The sequence below is a fragment of the Enterobacter sp. PL_is511 genome, from assembly GCF_055816065.1.
In genome coordinates this window covers 124256-141890 of record NZ_JBVPGP010000013.1, presented here as the reverse complement: position 1 = coordinate 141890, position 17635 = coordinate 124256, and the positions used below count along the sequence as shown (strand labels likewise).

Below are 17635 nucleotides of genomic sequence, written 5' to 3'. Positions count from 1 at the left end.
ACCTGACCCCATGCCGAACTCAGAAGTGAAACGCCGTAGCGCCGATGGTAGTGTGGGGTCTCCCCATGTGAGAGTAGGGAACTGCCAGGCATCAATTAAGAAGAACCCCGTACCGTAAGGTGCGGGGTTTTTTGCTTTTGTTTCCCCCCCTCCTTGAAACTTTCTCACCTTCTGCTTGCAGACTCGACATTCAAACCATTTCTGGGTATCGTTAGCTATCTGGATGTCTAAACGTTTATACGTATGCTGTGAGGATATAAAGCTATGCCGATTCGGGTGCAGGACGAGCTACCAGCCGTCAATTTCTTGCGTGAAGAAAACGTCTTCGTCATGACGGCTTCGCGTGCGACAGGTCAGGAAATTCGCCCGCTGAAGGTGCTTATTCTCAATCTGATGCCAAAAAAGATCGAAACAGAAAACCAGTTCCTGCGTCTTCTGTCGAACTCCCCGCTGCAGGTCGATATCCAGCTGCTGCGAATCGACGCCCGTGAGTCACGTAACACGCCTTCTGAGCATCTGAACAACTTCTACTGCAACTTCGATGACATCCAGGGTGAAAACTTCGACGGACTGATTGTGACCGGCGCCCCGCTGGGTCTGGTTGAATTTAACGATGTCGCCTACTGGCCGCAGATCAAACAGGTCCTGGAGTGGGCAAAAGATCACGTCACGTCCACATTGTTTGTCTGTTGGGCGGTACAAGCCGCACTGAATATTCTCTATGGCATCCCCAAGCAAACCCGCACTGAAAAGCTCTCCGGCGTATACGAACACCATATTCTCCATCCACATGCGTTGCTGACGCGTGGGTTTGATGATTCTTTCCTGGCCCCGCATTCTCGCTACGCTGACTTCCCGGCCCAGTTGATTCGTGATTACACCGATCTGGAGATCCTGGCAGAAACGGAAGATGGGGACGCTTACCTGTTTGCCAGCAAAGATAAGCGCATTGCCTTTGTGACCGGGCATCCTGAGTACGATCCGCACACTCTCGCGTCAGAGTATTTCCGTGATGTCGAAGCGGGTCTCAATCCGGATGTCCCGTACAATTATTTCCCGAAAGACGATCCGCAAAACAAACCGAGAGCAACCTGGCGTAGCCACGGGAATTTGCTTTTCACTAACTGGCTCAACTATTACGTCTATCAGATAACGCCATACGATCTGCGTCACATGAATCCAACGCTGGAGTAATCGTCTGCACTAAACGATCCTAAAGCGTTTCAGCTATTCAAATCAGGCACCTTCGGGTGCCTTTTTTATTTCCGAAATACCCCTCATCATTCAACCAAACTTTAATCTCAATAAAATCAATTAATTAATTGCAATTAACAATTAAAATGGAAATTGTTTTTGATTTTAGAAAAAATAGAGATAGTCTTAATTCTGCTGAGCGAAAACTACCCAACGATCTTTCGTTCGCATCGGGAGCGTGATTTTGGATCTTTGATGAGGAGCAGAGTAATGACTCAACAGGCAACGACGGTCGATGAACTGGCCTTTACCCAGCCCTATGGCGAGCAAGAACAGCAAGTTTTGACGGCGGAAGCGGTAGAATTTCTGACTGAACTGGTGACCCGATTTACGCCGCAGCGTAATAAGCTGCTGGCGGCACGCATTCATCAGCAGCAGGAAATTGACGATGGCAAGTTGCCTGGCTTCATTTCGGAAACCGCTTCCATTCGTCGCGGTGAGTGGAAAATCCGCGGCATCCCTGAAGATTTACAGGATCGTCGCGTTGAGATCACCGGTCCGGTAGAGCGCAAAATGGTGATCAACGCCATGAACGCCAACGTTAAAGTCTTTATGGCCGATTTTGAGGACTCACTGGCGCCAGACTGGAACAAAGTTATCGACGGGCAGATCAACCTGCGCGACGCCGTGAACGGCACCATCAGCTATACCAACGAAGCCGGCAAAATTTACCAGCTCAAGCCGAACCCGGCAGTGCTGATCTGTCGCGTACGCGGGCTGCACCTGCCTGAAAAACATGTCACCTGGCGTGGGGAAGCCATTCCGGGCAGCCTGTTTGATTTCGCACTCTATTTCTTCCACAACTACAAGAACCTGCTGGCAAAAGGCAGCGGCCCCTATTTCTATCTGCCAAAAACGCAGGCCTGGCAGGAAGCGGCCTGGTGGAGCGAGGTGTTCAGCTATGCGGAAGATCGTTTCAACCTGCCGCGGGGCACCATCAAGGCCACGCTGCTGATTGAAACGCTGCCCGCCGTGTTCCAGATGAATGAAATTCTGCACGCCCTGAGAGACCACATTGTCGGCCTGAACTGCGGACGCTGGGACTATATTTTCAGCTACATCAAAACCCTGAAAAACTATCCCGATCGCGTGCTGCCGGATCGCCAGGTCGTGACCATGGATAAACCGTTCCTGAGCGCCTACTCGCGTCTGCTGATCAAAACCTGCCACAAGCGCGGTGCCTTTGCGATGGGCGGCATGGCGGCATTTATCCCGAGCAAAGACGCTGAGCGCAACAATCAGGTGCTCAACAAGGTGAAAGCCGACAAAGAGCTTGAAGCCCGTAACGGTCACGATGGCACTTGGATCGCGCATCCGGGTCTGGCCGATACGGCGATGGACGTCTTCAACCGCGTGCTTGGCGACAATAAAAACCAGCTGTTTGTCACCCGTGAAGACGATGCCCCAACGGCTGAAGAACAGCTGCTGGCTCCGTGTGCGGGCGAGCGTACGGAAGAGGGCATGCGTGCCAATATTCGCGTCGCCGTGCAATACATCGAAGCGTGGATCTCCGGCAACGGCTGCGTGCCGATCTACGGCCTGATGGAAGATGCCGCGACGGCAGAGATCTCACGTACCTCCATCTGGCAGTGGATCCACCATCAAAAAACGCTCAGCAACGGCAAGCCGGTGACCAAATCTCTGTTCCGCCAGATGCTGGCCGAAGAGATGCGGGTGATCCAGGACGAGCTGGGCGAACACCGCTTCAGCAGCGGGCGTTTTGACGACGCTGCGCGCCTGATGGAGCAAATCACCACATCAGATGACTTAATCGACTTCCTGACCCTGCCGGGCTACCGCTTCCTGGCGTAACTCACCACATAACAATATGGAGCATCTGCACATGAAAACCCGTACCCAACAAATCGAAGAGTTAAAGAAAGAGTGGACACAACCTCGCTGGGAAGGCATCCGCCGTCCTTACAGCGCGGAGGAAGTGGTGAAATTACGCGGCTCGGTCAATCCGGAATGCACGCTGGCGCAAAATGGCGCGGCGAAAATGTGGAAGCTGCTGCACGGTGGCTCTAAAAAGGGCTACATCAACAGCCTCGGCGCGCTGACCGGCGGTCAGGCGCTGCAGCAGGCGAAGGCCGGTATTGAGGCGATTTACCTCTCCGGCTGGCAGGTTGCGGCGGACGCCAACCTGGCCTCCAGCATGTACCCGGATCAGTCGCTCTATCCGGCTAACTCCGTGCCGTCGGTTGTGGATCGGATCAACAATACCTTCCGCCGTGCGGATCAGATCCAGTGGGCTGCCGGTATCGAACCTGGCGATCCGCGCTTTATTGACTACTTCCTGCCGATCGTCGCAGATGCGGAAGCGGGCTTCGGCGGCGTGCTGAATGCCTTCGAGCTGATGAAATCGATGATTGAGGCCGGTGCAGCGGCCGTTCACTTCGAAGACCAGCTGGCGTCAGTGAAGAAATGCGGACACATGGGCGGTAAGGTGCTCGTTCCTACCCAGGAAGCCGTGCAGAAGCTGGTTGCCGCGCGTCTGGCTGCTGACGTGCTCGGCGTGCCGACGCTGGTGATTGCCCGTACCGATGCCGACGCGGCGGACCTGATCACCTCTGACTGCGACCCGTACGACAGCGAATTCATCACCGGCGAGCGTACCAGCGAAGGCTTCTACCGTACCCACGCGGGCATTGAGCAGGCGATCAGCCGCGGTCTGGCGTACGCGCCTTATGCGGACCTGGTCTGGTGTGAAACCTCCACGCCGGATCTGGCGCTGGCAAAACGCTTTGCCGACGCCATCCACGCGAAATACCCGGGCAAGCTGCTGGCCTACAACTGCTCGCCGTCCTTCAACTGGCAGAAAAAGCTGGATGACAAAACGATCGCCAGCTTCCAGCAGCAGCTGTCCGACATGGGCTACAAATACCAGTTCATTACTCTGGCAGGCATCCACAGCATGTGGTTTAACATGTTCGACCTGGCGCACGCCTACGCGCAGGGTGAGGGCATGAAGCACTACGTTGAGAAGGTGCAGCAGCCGGAGTTTGCCGCGGGTAAAGACGGCTACACCTTCGTGTCTCACCAGCAGGAGGTGGGAACTGGCTACTTTGATAATGTGACCACGATTATTCAGGGCGGCACCTCCTCCGTCACCGCCTTAACGGGTTCAACGGAAGAAGCACAGTTCTAATCTGTTCCCCCTCTCCCCCCTGGGGAGAGGGTTGGGTAAGGGGAATATATGTCGCGTGGCCTGGAATTACTGATTGCCCAAACTATTTTGCAGGGCTTTGATGCCCAGTATGGTCGTTTTCTTGAAGTGACATCCGGCGCGCAGCAGCGCTTTGAACACGCAGACTGGCATGCGGTTCAGCAGGCCATGAAGCAGCGTATCCATCTCTATGATCACCACGTGGGTCTGGTGGTGGAGCAGCTGCGCTGTATTACCGACGGTAAAAGTCCAGACGCGGATTTTTTACTGCGCGTCAAAGAGCATTACACCCATTTGTTACCCGACTACCCTCGCTTCGAGATTGCGGAGAGCTTTTTCAACTCCGTCTATTGCCGGTTATTTGACCACCGCTCATTATCTCCTGAGCGGTTATTTATCTTCAGCTCCCAGCCCGAGCGACGCTTTCGCACCATTCCGCGTCCGCTGGCGAAAGATTTCTTTCCCGATCGCGGATGGGAAAAGCTCCTGCACCGCGTGCTAACGGATTTGCCGCTGCGCCTGCCCTGGGAGAATAAAACCCGGGATATCGGCTATATCTACGCCCATCTCAATGAAGCCTTCGGCGCGGAGGTGCTCAGCCACAGCCATTTGCAGGTGGCCAACGAGCTTTTCTACCGCAATAAAGCCGCCTGGCTGGTGGGCAAACTGGTTACGCCAACCGCCATTGTGCCGTTTCTGCTGCCGATTCACCGTACCGACGACGGGGAACTGTTTGTCGATACCTGCCTGACCACCGGCGCCGAGGCCAGCATCGTGTTTGGTTTCGCCCGCTCTTATTTCATGGTGTACGCCCCGCTGCCTGCCGCGCTGGTGGAGTGGCTGCGCGAGATCCTGCCGGGTAAAACCACCGCCGAGCTGTATATGGCGATTGGCTGCCAGAAGCACGCCAAGACGGAAAGCTATCGGGAGTACCTGCGCTATGTCACCACGGCCGATGAGCAGTTTATCGAAGCGCCAGGCATTCGCGGTATGGTGATGCTGGTCTTTACGCTGCCGGGCTTCGACCGGGTCTTTAAGGTGATTAAAGACAGATTCGCCCCGCAGAAAGAGATGACCGCCGCGCACGTTCGCGCCTGCTATCAGCTGGTCAAAGAGCACGATCGCGTCGGGCGCATGGCGGATACCCAGGAATTCGAAAACTTTGTGCTGGATAAACAGCAGATCGACCCGGCGCTCATGACGCTTTTGATGCAGGAAGCGCCCGCGAAAATCACCGATCTGGGTGACAAAATCGTGATTAGCCATCTCTACATTGAGCGCCGCATGGTGCCGCTGAATATCTGGCTTGAGCAGTCCGAAGGTCAGGCGCTGCGGGATGCCATTGAAGAATACGGCAACGCGATTCGCCAGCTCGCCGCCGCCAATATTTTCCCGGGCGACATGCTGTTTAAAAACTTCGGCGTCACCCGACACGGGCGGGTGGTGTTCTACGATTACGACGAAATTTGCTACATGACCGAAGTGAATTTCCGCGATATCCCACCGCCCCGCTACCCGGAAGATGAGCTTTCCGGTGAGCCGTGGTACAGCGTCTCGCCGGGCGATGTGTTTCCGGAGGAGTTTCGCCACTGGCTGTGTGCCGACCCGCGCATCGGGCCGTTATTTGAAGAAATGCATGCCGATCTGTTCCGCGCCAGCTACTGGCGCGGACTGCAAACGCGGATCAGAAATGGGCACGTGGAAGATGTGTATGCATACCGCCGCAAGCAGCGGTTTTGCATCCGCTTTTCTCCCTCTCCCTGTGGGAGAGGGCCGGGGTGAGGGCATCAGGCCGCACTCAATTTTAACGAATCCCACCGTACGCGAGCGTCACCTCTTTCGCCGCCTTAATCACCAGCGCACCAAGCTCGGTCACGCGGTCATCGGTCATCCGCGAAATCGGCCCGGAGATGGAGATGGCGGCAAACGGCTCGCGGTGTTCGTCGAAAATGCAGGCCGCGAGGCAGCGCAGGCCCAGGGCATGTTCTTCATCATCAAACGAATAGCCGCGCTTGCGGGTCAGGGCCAGATCTTCTTTCAGATGCACGGGCGACACTAGGGTGGCGTGGGTGTAGGCGTGCAGCCCTTTACGGTGCAGCAGCCCCGTCACCTGCTCCTCGCTCAGCTGCGAGAGAAATGCTTTCCCCGCCCCGGACGCGTGCATCGGCAGCTTGCCGCCAATCGGTGCGGACATGCGCATCAGCTGCGTGCACTGCACCTGGTCGATGATAATCGCCTGATGATCGCTCTGGTCCAGTACCGCCAGGTTTACCGTCTCGCCGGACTCCTCCATCAGCTTGCGCAGAATCGGGTGCACAATCGCCAGCAGGTTGCGGCTCTGCAGGAAGCTGCTGCCGACGATAAACGCGTGCGCGCCCACCGCCCAGTGCCCCAGCTCGCCCACCTGACGCACAAAGCCCAGTTGCTGCATGGTGGTCAGCAGGCGGTGCGTTGTGGAGTTCGGCAGGCCAGCCTGCTGGGCCAGCTCCGTCAGGGCCACGCTGCTGTGCGACTCGGCTATCCACTCCAGCAGCTTCAGACCGCGCGTGAGCGATTGAACCTGTCCGCCCTGTTGTGCGGCGGTGGTGGCAGCAGGCTTTCTGCCGCGTTTGGCGGGAACGGTCGCGACCATGACGATCTCCTTTTTCTGTATCGTGGAAATCATTTTCGTTTTATTTGGTGGATTTGCAACCGTTATCCTGACTGATCGGAGGAGTGATGGTGAACATGTCTCATGTTACCCCTGAGTGGCTTTTCCACCCTGCGAGATTATGCCAGTATGGAACCCAGCCTTTTGGCCTTGTTGAGCGTTGTCGGGAGCAAGTGTGAGCAGCAAAGTAGAGCAACTGCGTGCGCAGTTAAATGAACGAATTCTGGTGCTGGACGGCGGCATGGGCACCATGATCCAGAGCTATCGTCTGAGTGAAGACGATTTCCGCGGCGAGCGCTTTGCCGACTGGCCATGCGACCTGAAAGGAAACAACGACCTGCTGGTGCTCAGCAAGCCGTCCGTGATTAAGGATATCCACAACGCCTACTTCGAAGCGGGTGCGGATATCGTTGAAACCAACACCTTCAACTCGACAACCATCGCCATGGCGGATTACCAGATGGAATCCCTGTCGGCGGAAATCAACCTGGAAGCCGCGAAGCTGGCGCGCGCCTGCGCCGACGAGTGGACGGCCCGCACGCCGGACAAGCCTCGCTACGTTGCCGGGGTGCTTGGCCCGACGAACCGCACCGCGTCGATTTCACCGGACGTCAACGACCCGGCGTTTCGTAACATCACCTTTGACCAGTTGGTTGCCTCCTACCGCGAATCGACCAGAGCGCTGGTGGAAGGCGGTTCCGACCTGATCCTGATTGAAACCGTATTCGACACCCTCAACGCCAAAGCCGCAATTTACGCGGTGAAAGAGGAGTTTGAGGCGCTGGGCGTTGACCTGCCGATCATGATTTCCGGCACCATCACCGACGCCTCCGGCCGCACCCTGTCTGGCCAGACAACCGAAGCGTTTTATAACTCCCTGCGCCACGCCGAAGCGCTCTCCTTTGGCCTTAACTGCGCGCTGGGGCCGGATGAACTGCGTCAGTACGTGCAGGAGCTTTCCCGTATCGCGGAATGCTACGTCACCGCCCACCCGAACGCCGGTCTGCCGAACGCGTTCGGTGAATACGATCTCGATGCCGACACCATGGCGGCGCAAATCCGCGAGTGGGCCGAGTCTGGCTTCCTGAACATTGTCGGCGGCTGTTGCGGCACCACGCCGGAGCACATCGCGGCCATGAGCAACGCCGTCGCCGGACTGCCGCCGCGCAGGCTGCCCGAGCTTCCGGTTGCCTGTCGCCTTTCCGGCCTTGAGCCGTTGACCATTGGCGACGATAGCCTGTTTGTAAACGTGGGTGAGCGTACTAACGTCACCGGTTCTGCAAAGTTCAAGCGCCTGATCAAAGAAGAGAAGTACAGCGAAGCGCTGGACGTCGCCCGCCAGCAGGTGGAAAGCGGCGCGCAGATTATCGATATCAACATGGATGAGGGGATGCTCGACGCCGAAGCGGCGATGGTGCGTTTCCTCAACCTGATCGCCGGTGAGCCGGACATCGCCCGCGTGCCGATCATGATTGACTCCTCCAAGTGGGAAGTCATCGAGAAAGGGCTGAAGTGCATTCAGGGTAAAGGCATCGTCAACTCTATCTCGATGAAAGAGGGCGTTGATATCTTTATCCACCACGCGAAAATGGTCCGCCGCTACGGTGCCGCCGTGGTGGTCATGGCCTTTGACGAAGTGGGCCAGGCGGATACCCGCGAGCGCAAAATCGAGATTTGCCGCCGCGCGTACAAGATTTTGACCGAAGAGGTGGGCTTCCCGCCGGAAGACATCATCTTTGACCCGAACATCTTCGCCGTGGCGACCGGCATCGAAGAGCATAATAACTATGCCCAGGACTTTATCGGCGCGTGCGAGGACATCAAGCGCGAGCTGCCGCATGCGCTGATCTCCGGCGGCGTATCGAACGTGTCATTCTCATTCCGCGGTAACGACCCGGTGCGTGAAGCGATCCACGCCGTGTTCCTCTACTACGCCATCCGCAACGGCATGGACATGGGGATCGTTAACGCCGGACAGCTGGCGATTTACGACGACCTTCCTGCCGAGCTGCGCGATGCCGTAGAGGACGTGATCCTTAACCGCCGCGACGACGCCACCGAGCGCATGCTGGACCTGGCGGAGAAATACCGCGGCAGCAAATCGGATGAGGCGGCAAACGTTCAGCAGGCCGAGTGGCGTTCCTGGGACGTGAAAAAGCGTCTGGAATACTCGCTGGTTAAAGGCATTACCGAATTTATCGAGCTCGATACCGAAGAGGCGCGCCAGCAGGCAGCCCGCCCGATTGAGGTCATTGAAGGCCCGCTGATGGACGGCATGAACGTGGTCGGCGATCTGTTTGGCGAAGGCAAGATGTTCCTGCCGCAGGTGGTGAAATCCGCCCGCGTGATGAAGCAGGCAGTGGCGTATCTTGAGCCCTACATCGAAGCCAGCAAAGAGAAAGGTTCCAGCAACGGCAAGATGGTCATTGCCACCGTGAAGGGCGACGTGCACGACATCGGCAAGAACATCGTCGGCGTGGTGCTGCAGTGTAATAACTACGAAATTATCGACCTCGGCGTGATGGTCCCGGCGGATAAAATCCTCAAGACCGCGCGCGAAGTGAACGCTGACCTGATTGGCCTCTCCGGGCTGATCACCCCGTCGCTCGACGAAATGGTCAACGTGGCGAAGGAGATGGAGCGTCAGGGCTTCACCATTCCGCTGCTGATTGGCGGCGCGACCACCTCCAAAGCGCACACGGCGGTGAAAATCGAGCAGAACTACAGCGGGCCGACGGTGTACGTGCAGAACGCCTCGCGCACCGTGGGCGTGGTCTCCGCGCTGCTCTCTGACACCCAGCGCGACGAGTTTGTTGAGCGCACCCGCAAAGAGTACGAAACCGTCCGCATCCAGCACGGCCGTAAGAAGCCGCGCACCCCGCCTGTTTCACTCCAGGCGGCGCGCGACAACGATCTGGCCTTTGACTGGTCGAGCTATACGCCGCCGGTCGCGCATCGTCTGGGCGTTCAGGAGGTCAGCGCCAGCATCGAGACGCTGCGCAACTACATCGACTGGACGCCGTTCTTTATGACCTGGTCGCTGGCGGGTAAATATCCGCGCATCCTGGAGGATGAGGTGGTAGGCGAGGAGGCGAAGCGCCTGTTTAAAGATGCCAACGACATGCTCGACACGCTGAGCGCAGAGAAAACCCTCAACCCGCGGGGCGTGGTGGGGCTGTTCCCGGCGAACCGCGTGGGTGACGACATTGAAATTTATCGCGATGAAACCCGCACCCACGTATTGGCAGTCAGCCGCCATCTGCGCCAGCAAACCGAGAAAGTGGGCTTTGCCAACTACTGCCTGGCCGATTTCGTCGCGCCGAAGTTAAGTGGTAAAGCCGACTATATCGGCGCCTTTGCGGTAACCGGCGGTCTGGAAGAAGATGCGCTGGCGGACGCGTTCGAAGCGCAGCACGATGATTACAATAAAATCATGGTGAAAGCGATTGCCGACCGCCTGGCGGAAGCCTTCGCCGAGTACCTCCACGAGCGTGTGCGTAAGGTGCACTGGGGCTACGCGGCGAACGAAAACCTCAGCAATGAGGATCTGATCCGCGAAAATTACCAGGGCATTCGCCCGGCGCCGGGATACCCGGCCTGCCCGGAACACACCGAAAAAGGCACCATCTGGAAACTGCTGGACGTAGAAGCGCATACAGGTATGAAGCTCACCGAGTCGTTCGCCATGTGGCCGGGCGCGTCAGTCTCAGGCTGGTACTTCAGCCATCCGGACAGCAAGTACTTCGCCGTGGCGCAGCTGCAGCGGGATCAGATCGAAGATTACGCCTTGCGCAAAGGGATGAGCGTATCAGAAGTGGAGCGCTGGCTGGCCCCTAATCTCGGCTACGACGCCGACTAAAATCACTTTTCCTTACAACAAACAGGGCACCTCAATGGTGCCTTGTCTCTTTCTTACGCTTAAACCCTTATACTGAACCTATGGAAAACGAATAACGATAAGGAGGAAAACCTTCCGTGCTGACCCTGTTACATCTGCTCTCTGCAGTCGCACTGCTCGTATGGGGCACCCATATCGTCCGTACCGGCGTGATGCGCGTTTTTGGCGCCCGTTTACGTACCGTCCTCAGCAGCAGCGTTGAGAAGAAGCCGCTCGCCTTCTGCGCGGGTATTGGCGTAACGGCACTGGTTCAGAGCAGCAACGCCACAACCCTGCTTGTCACCTCCTTTGTGGCGCAGGATCTGGTGGCGCTGGCCCCGGCTCTGGTCATTGTGCTGGGGGCTGATGTGGGTACCGCGCTGATGGCGCGTATCCTGACGTTCGATCTCTCCTGGCTGTCACCGCTGCTGATTTTTATCGGCGTGATCTTCTTCCTCGGCCGCAAACAGACGCGGGCCGGCCAGCTTGGACGCGTGGGGATTGGCCTGGGGCTGATCCTGCTGGCGCTGGAGCTGATTGTGCAGGCGGTCACCCCTATTACCGAGGCCAACGGCGTTCAGGTCATCTTCGCTTCCCTGACCGGGGACATCATGCTCGACGCGCTTATTGGCGCGGTGTTTGCCATCGTCAGCTACTCCAGCCTGGCCGCCGTGCTGCTGACGGCCACGCTCACCGCCGCCGGGGCGATCTCCTTCCCGGTCGCACTGTGCCTGGTGATCGGTGCCAACCTCGGCTCGGGCCTGCTGGCGATGCTCAATAACAGCGCCGCCAACGCCGCCGCCCGCCGCGTGGCCCTCGGCAGCCTGCTGTTTAAGCTGGTGGGCAGCCTGATTATCCTGCCCTTTATCCACCCGCTGGCGAACCTGATGGACAACCTCCCGCTGCCGAAGGCGGAGCTGGTGATCTATTTCCACGTGTTCTACAACCTGGTGCGCTGCCTGGCGATGGTGCCTTTTGCCGGGTCGATGGCGCGCTTCTGCGAACGCCTCATTCAGGACGAACCGGAGCTGGATGCGCGCCTGAAACCGAAGCACCTGGATACGTCCGCGCTGGATACCCCGGCGCTGGCGCTGGCGAATGCCGCGCGCGAGACGTTGCGCATGGGCGACGCGATGGAAACCATGCTCGAAGGTCTGCAAAAGGTGATGCACGGCGAGCCGCGTGAAGAGAAAGAGCTGCGCAGGTTAGCTGACGATATCAACGTGCTCTATACCGCCATCAAGCTTTACCTGGCGCGCATGCCGCAGGACGAGCTGGCGGAAGAGGAGTCCCGCCGCTGGGCGGAAATTATCGAGATGTCGCTTAACCTTGAGCAGGCTTCGGATATCGTTGAACGCATGGGCAGCGAGATCGCCGACAAATCCCTTGCCGCGCGTCGTGCGTTTTCAGGTGAAGGCCTGAAGGAGCTGGAAGCGCTGCACGAACAGCTGGTCAGCAACCTCAAGCTGGCGATGTCGGTATTCTTCTCCAGCGATGTGCCGAGCGCGCGCCGCCTGCGCCGCAACAAGCATCGTTTCCGTATTCTGAACCGCCGCTACTCGCACGCCCACGTTGAGCGTCTGCACCAGCAGAACGTGCAGAGTATCGAAACCAGCTCACTCCACCTGGGACTGCTGGGCGATATGAAGCGTCTCAACTCGTTGTTCTGCGCGGTGGCGTACAGCGTGATGGAACAGCCGGATGAAGACGACGAGCGGGATGAGTATTAATCTCTGAAAGCGCCTCGCAAAACGGTTTTGTGAGGCGTGATTCCCCATAAAGAGCAATTTATTCTTCAACCCTTACATTTTTAAGGGAATAGAAAATGCTCAATTATTACGCTACACTTCGCCAATTCATGCGCATTCCAATGGGGGTTCTCATGCGCGGTGCTAATAGCATTAAAAAATCAGTGAATGTTTCCCTGTCGCCCGAAATCCTTGAAGAGGCGCGACGGCTTAAACTTAATCTCTCTGCTGTACTCACGGCTGCACTGCAGGAGCAGTTTCGTGCGCATCAGCGCGCAGAGTGGTTAACAGAAAATAAGGCTTCTATTGAGGCCATTAACCAGTGGGTTGAGGAAAACGGCTCCTTTAGTGACTTTCAGAGGTCGTTCTGATGGAGCAATATTTTGCTTATGAGAATGAAGGTAAGGGGAAAACTGCCTATCCCTGGCTAATCAATATGCAGCATCCCGTTGCCAATGTGATGAAGCATGTTCTGGTCGCCCCCGCAGTTGAACTTAGCCATCTGGGAGGCATTCAGCCACCTGCAAAAGTGTGCCCTGTCGTTGAAATAGCGGGTAAACCCTGTGTGGTCATGATGCACATGATGGCAGGCATATCGCCAAAAGAGTTAGGCGAGCGTGTCGCCGATCTTACGCAAAACCGTGCTTCATTGCGGGATGCACTCGATTTTTTGATCAACGGTTACTAACACTTTTTTGTCAGCCGTAAGGTAAGGTATATTTCGCCCTTCACAGGAGAAACTATGCTGCCAACTCAATCAACCCGATTAAACAAATACATTAGCGAGAGCGGGATCTGCTCACGTCGCGAGGCTGACCGTTACATTGAACAAGGTAACGTGTTTCTTAACGGCAAACGCGCCACCATCGGCGATCAGGTGGTGCCTGGCGATGTGGTTAAAGTGAATGGTCAGGTCATCGAACCGCGTGATGCTGAAGACCTGGTGTTTATCGCGTTGAACAAACCGGTTGGGATTGTCAGCACCACGGAAGACGGTGAGCGGGACAACATCGTTGATTTCGTGAACCACAGCAGCCGTATCTTTCCGATTGGCCGTCTGGATAAAGACTCTCAGGGGCTGATTTTCCTCACCAACCACGGCGATCTGGTCAACAAGATCCTGCGTGCCGGTAACGACCATGAGAAAGAGTACATTGTGACGGTGAATAAGCCGGTCACGGACGACTTTATTCGCGGTATGGGCGCCGGTGTGCCGATCCTCGGTACCGTTACGAAAAAGTGTAAGGTGAAGAAAGAAGCGCCGTTCGCGTTCCGCATTACCCTGGTGCAGGGCTTAAACCGCCAGATCCGCCGCATGTGCGAACATTTCGGTTATGAAGTGACGAAGCTTGAGCGCACGCGCATCATGAACGTCAGCCTGTCCGGCATTCCGCTGGGCGAATGGCGCGACTTAACGGACGACGAACTGATCGAGCTGTTCAAGCTTATCGAGAATTCCTCGTCCGAAGCGAAGCCGAAGGCCAAAGCCAAACCGAAAACCCAGGCGATTAAGCGCCCGGTGGTGAAGGCGCCGCAGGCGGAAGAGAAAGGGCGCGGCAAGCCGGGCAACGGAAAACGCTTTACCCAGCCGGGGCGCAAAAAGAAAGGGCGCTGATTAGCGCCTTCCACGGGTAGACGTTGTGGCCGACCAGGAAAAGGTCGCCTCTGCATCCGGTTTATAAGCCTGCTCTTTTTTCAGCTTGCGGGCTTTTTTCGCCGCGGCGTCACGCTGCGCCATGAGCTTATCGATGTACTCTTTTTTCACCTGATTGGTTTCGGCGTTCGTCAGCGTGCGGCCATGTGCGATACGGGCGCGGTCGAGAAGCGTTTTCAGTTCGCGCTGCTCGGCTTCGGTCATGTCTTTCTGGGTCAAACGTGGTGTAGCCATTGCTGAAGCCTCCTGAGAGAGAGGCTTCAGTGTAAAGCAAGCAGCGTAAATTAACCCTGCTTCACCGCATCTTTTTTTGTTTGTTCATCAATCGGTTTGCCGGACCAGTAGCCCGCCAGCAGCGAGCCGGAGAGGTTGTGCCAGACGGAGAACAGCGCGCCAGGCAGGGCCGCCAGCGGGGAGAAGTAAATTTTACCGAGCGCCGCCGCCAGGCCGGAGTTCTGCATCCCTACCTCGATTGCCAGCGTGCGGCAGGTCGATTCGTCGAAGCCAAACAGTTTCCCGCCCCAGTAGCCGCCCAGCAGGCCAATGGTGTTATGCAGCACCACCGCGACGATCACCACAAAGCCTACGGAAGCAATGTGCGAGGCGGAGCCCGCTACCACGGCGCTGATGATGGCCAGAATACAGGCCATTGAAAACGCGGGCAGGTATGGCTCAACGGCCTTCACCACGCGCGGGAAAAGATGGTGAATGGCCAGCCCCACCGCAATCGGGATCACCACAATCTGCAGAATGCTCAGCAGCATGCCCATCACGTCCACCTGAATATGCGCATCCACGTACAGGCGGGTTAACAGCGGCGTGGCAATCACGCCCACCAGCGTAGAGACGGACGAGATAGTGACGGAGAGCGCCACGTCACCTTTCGCCAGATAGATCATGACGTTGGACGCCGTGCCGCTGGCCACGCTGCCCACCAGCACCATCCCGGCGGAAAGGTCGGGCGGCATCTTAAAGGCCATCGCCAGCAGCCACGCCGCGAGCGGCATCACCAGGTAGTGCAGAAATATTCCTGCCGCGACGGGCGCTGGGCGAGACAGCACGCGTTTGAAGTCGTCGACTTTCAGATGCACGCCCATACCGAACATGATCAGCATCAGCAGCGTGGTGACCCACGGACCAATTCCGGTGAACGTGGTGGGCGTGTAATACGCGAGTACGGAGAGCAGCAGCGCCCATAACGGGAACAGCCGCGTAATAGCGGATAACATAATGATTTCCTTGCGATGAATGTTGTGTGTGTTTGTTATAAAAAGCCGGGATCGAGCCCGGCTATAGTTATTGTTTATCGCGTAAGGAAGTAATATTCAAATGAATTATGACCGGATGCTTTCCCAGCTCAGACTAAAGCGAGCCAGATATTTGCGCAGTCGGTCGGCGTCGTTAGGATTGGCTTTTTTGAGCCGTGAAACGGCAAACAGCTCACGTCCGGCTTCAGACAACGATGCGCTGCGGCGACATACCTCCAGCACCGTTTCAAGTTGCCGCTGGTCAAAGAGGTCAATCTCCATGTCAGTTGCAGGCTGCGTCACGTCAGTTTGCCAGTCGGTCTGAAGACGTGAGATCTCCTCCAGCACCAGATCCTGAGTAATACGCCCTCGTTCCGCCAGCGTCGCCATGCGTGCGACGCTGGCGCTCAGTTCGCGAAAGTTGCCCCGCCACAGCGCCCTGCTGGAACAGGCAAAGGCCAGATAGCCTTCGCGCGCCTCTTTATCGAAGCGGATTTGCGTCTGGCTTTCGCGAGAGAAACGTTGAAGTTCGTAGTCGACATTCGGCGTGATGTCCTCTTTCCGTTGGGCAAGGCCGGGCAAGGCAAAGCTCCACATATTAATACGGGCATAGAGATCTTCACGAAAACGTCCCTCTGCCACCCACTGGCGCATATCACGGTGGGTTCCGGCGATAAGTTGAAAATCGCTGTGAACTTCTTTATCGGAGCCAAACGGGAAAAAAGTTTTCTCTTCAATGGCTTTGAGCAGCATCGCCTGTTCATCGAGGCCTAGTTCGGCAATCTCGTCGAGGAAAAGGACGCCGCCATCGGCTTCACGCAGCAGGCCGCTGCGCGCCGACAGTGCGCCGGTAAAGGCTCCTTTCACATGGCCGAACAGCGTGGACATGGCGTTATCACCGCGCAGGGTCGCGCAGTTGACGGAAACCAGCTTGCCGGAAACCTGATGGCGTGACTGCTTAAGCTGATAAATGCGGTTCGCGAGGAACGACTTGCCCGCGCCGGTGGGGCCGGTCAGCAGGATCGGGGCTGTTGAACGTAGCGCCACGCGTTCAATCTTGTCGATAAGAGTGTTAAAGGTGGCATTTCGCGTATCAATGCCCGCTTTCAGAAATGAGATTGACTGCTGCTGCTCGCGCTGAAAACGGTTGGTAAGGGTTGTGTAGCGGCTTAAATCCAGGTCGATAATTGAGTAAGTTCCGGCTGCAGTCTCCTCAGCAGAGGCTTCTTTTCTGGCAGGGCCAGTCTGCAAAAGGCTGGCGGGAAGATAGCGGGCTTCCGTCAGGAGGAACCAGCAGATCTGCGCCACATGCGTGCCGGTGGTGATGTGGACGAAATACTCTTCGTGATCGGTATCAAACGTGTACTGGGTGGCGAAATCGAGAAACGCGGCATAAACCTCTTCGAAATCCCATGGGTCTTCAATGATTACCGTGCTGGGACGCACCTCGGTGTGGGGGGAAACCAGCACAATATCTTCCGCCAGTTGCTGAGCCATGCCGAGATCTCGCGGTTGATGTAGCAGCTCCAGCCTGTCGACCGGGAAATCCGGCTGTTGGCACAGCCCGACGGTCGGTCGCCATTTGCGAAAGCGATTAGCCCGCTTTCCCCGTTTATCCATCACGGTGCCAAGCACCCCGATCACCACCTTCCGCTTCTTCATGTTTATCCAGAAAGATAATTGTCGATATAACAGGATAAAAAATGTTGAGCCGAACGACAATGCATGAAAAGCCTGATAAATAAAAAACATTAATTATCAATAAAATAAAAAAATAAAACGGCGATTTTTGTTTTTGGCACGCTTCTGGCAATACAGATAATGTCACGACGTTGAGCACACTGGGGGTTAAGGCCCCGTCGGCGCACCAGGAACGGCAAGGCTGTTTTCCGGGGGCGTTCCGTCAACCAATGACAGACAGAAGGGTTCGATTCCCGATTCATTCTCCCAATGAAAACTGGTTGTAAACATCAAAGTAAAAACGGGGGATTGCGCAGTCAGCAATCCCAATGAAGGTCGCCGGTAATGGCGCCGGATCG

At 56.7% G+C, this 17635-nt stretch carries 13 protein-coding genes and 1 rRNA gene; 10 read left to right on the top strand and 4 right to left on the bottom strand.

The window, feature by feature from the left end:
* The 5 genes from rrf to aceK all read left to right on the top strand — a co-directional run.
* A 5S ribosomal RNA gene (rrf, locus tag AC0TN7_RS01990) occupies positions 1 to 90 on the top strand; the annotation flags it as partial.
* Positions 91 to 264: 174 nt separating this feature from the next.
* Positions 265 to 1194 carry a homoserine O-acetyltransferase MetA gene (gene metA, locus AC0TN7_RS01985; protein ID WP_024906663.1) on the top strand — a complete coding sequence of 310 codons (930 nt, stop codon included), beginning with the start codon at positions 265 to 267 and terminating at the stop codon, positions 1192 to 1194.
* Positions 1195 to 1464: 270 nt separating this feature from the next.
* On the top strand, positions 1465 to 3066 hold the full coding sequence (gene aceB, locus AC0TN7_RS01980; RefSeq protein ID WP_473701794.1) for a malate synthase A: 1602 nt from the start codon (positions 1465 to 1467) through the stop codon (positions 3064 to 3066).
* A 31-nt stretch (positions 3067 to 3097) separates the two neighbouring features.
* Positions 3098 to 4402 carry an isocitrate lyase gene (gene aceA / locus AC0TN7_RS01975; protein ID WP_024906665.1) on the top strand — a complete coding sequence of 435 codons (1305 nt, stop codon included), beginning with the start codon at positions 3098 to 3100 and terminating at the stop codon, positions 4400 to 4402.
* 48 nt (positions 4403 to 4450) lie between these two features.
* On the top strand, positions 4451 to 6202 hold the full coding sequence (gene aceK, locus AC0TN7_RS01970; RefSeq protein ID WP_463727386.1) for a bifunctional isocitrate dehydrogenase kinase/phosphatase: 1752 nt from the start codon (positions 4451 to 4453) through the stop codon (positions 6200 to 6202).
* 22 nt (positions 6203 to 6224) lie between these two features.
* Here aceK and iclR read toward each other — a convergent pair whose 3' ends face one another.
* A complete protein-coding gene (gene iclR, locus AC0TN7_RS01965) occupies positions 6225 to 7052 on the bottom strand; it encodes a glyoxylate bypass operon transcriptional repressor IclR (RefSeq protein ID WP_075201537.1) in 828 nt (275 codons plus the stop codon).
* 193 nt (positions 7053 to 7245) lie between these two features.
* Here iclR and metH point away from each other — a divergent pair, with 193 nt between their 5' ends.
* The 5 genes from metH to rluF all read left to right on the top strand — a co-directional run bounded on the left by metH (position 7246) and on the right by rluF (position 14310).
* On the top strand, positions 7246 to 10929 hold the full coding sequence (metH, locus tag AC0TN7_RS01960) for a methionine synthase (protein ID WP_473701793.1): 3684 nt from the start codon (positions 7246 to 7248) through the stop codon (positions 10927 to 10929).
* Positions 10930 to 11045: 116 nt separating this feature from the next.
* On the top strand, positions 11046 to 12677 hold the full coding sequence (locus AC0TN7_RS01955) for a Na/Pi cotransporter family protein (protein WP_048990567.1): 1632 nt from the start codon (positions 11046 to 11048) through the stop codon (positions 12675 to 12677).
* Positions 12678 to 12772: 95 nt separating this feature from the next.
* Positions 12773 to 13066, top strand: a complete 294-nt coding sequence (locus AC0TN7_RS01950; RefSeq protein WP_248166289.1) for a type II toxin-antitoxin system CcdA family antitoxin — start codon at positions 12773 to 12775, stop codon at positions 13064 to 13066.
* Positions 13066 to 13383 carry a CcdB family protein gene (locus AC0TN7_RS01945; protein WP_029740630.1) on the top strand — a complete coding sequence of 106 codons (318 nt, stop codon included), beginning with the start codon at positions 13066 to 13068 and terminating at the stop codon, positions 13381 to 13383. The genes AC0TN7_RS01950 and AC0TN7_RS01945 overlap by 1 nt, the downstream gene beginning before the upstream one ends.
* Positions 13384 to 13437: 54 nt before the next feature.
* Positions 13438 to 14310: a 23S rRNA pseudouridine(2604) synthase RluF gene (gene rluF / locus AC0TN7_RS01940; protein WP_048990571.1), complete on the top strand. Its 873-nt coding sequence runs from the start codon at positions 13438 to 13440 to the stop codon at positions 14308 to 14310.
* Here rluF and AC0TN7_RS01935 read toward each other — a convergent pair whose 3' ends face one another.
* The 3 genes from AC0TN7_RS01935 to rtcR all read right to left on the bottom strand — a co-directional run bounded on the left by AC0TN7_RS01935 (position 14311) and on the right by rtcR (position 17258).
* Positions 14311 to 14583 carry a YjbD family protein gene (locus tag AC0TN7_RS01935; protein WP_023309994.1) on the bottom strand — a complete coding sequence of 91 codons (273 nt, stop codon included), beginning with the start codon at positions 14581 to 14583 and terminating at the stop codon, positions 14311 to 14313.
* 50 nt (positions 14584 to 14633) lie between these two features.
* On the bottom strand, positions 14634 to 15578 hold the full coding sequence (panS, locus tag AC0TN7_RS01930; protein ID WP_407859322.1) for a ketopantoate/pantoate/pantothenate transporter PanS: 945 nt from the start codon (positions 15576 to 15578) through the stop codon (positions 14634 to 14636).
* Positions 15579 to 15683: 105 nt separating this feature from the next.
* Positions 15684 to 17258 carry an RNA repair transcriptional activator RtcR gene (rtcR, locus tag AC0TN7_RS01925; RefSeq protein ID WP_048030173.1) on the bottom strand — a complete coding sequence of 525 codons (1575 nt, stop codon included), beginning with the start codon at positions 17256 to 17258 and terminating at the stop codon, positions 15684 to 15686.
* Positions 17259 to 17635: the final 377 nt, after the last annotated feature.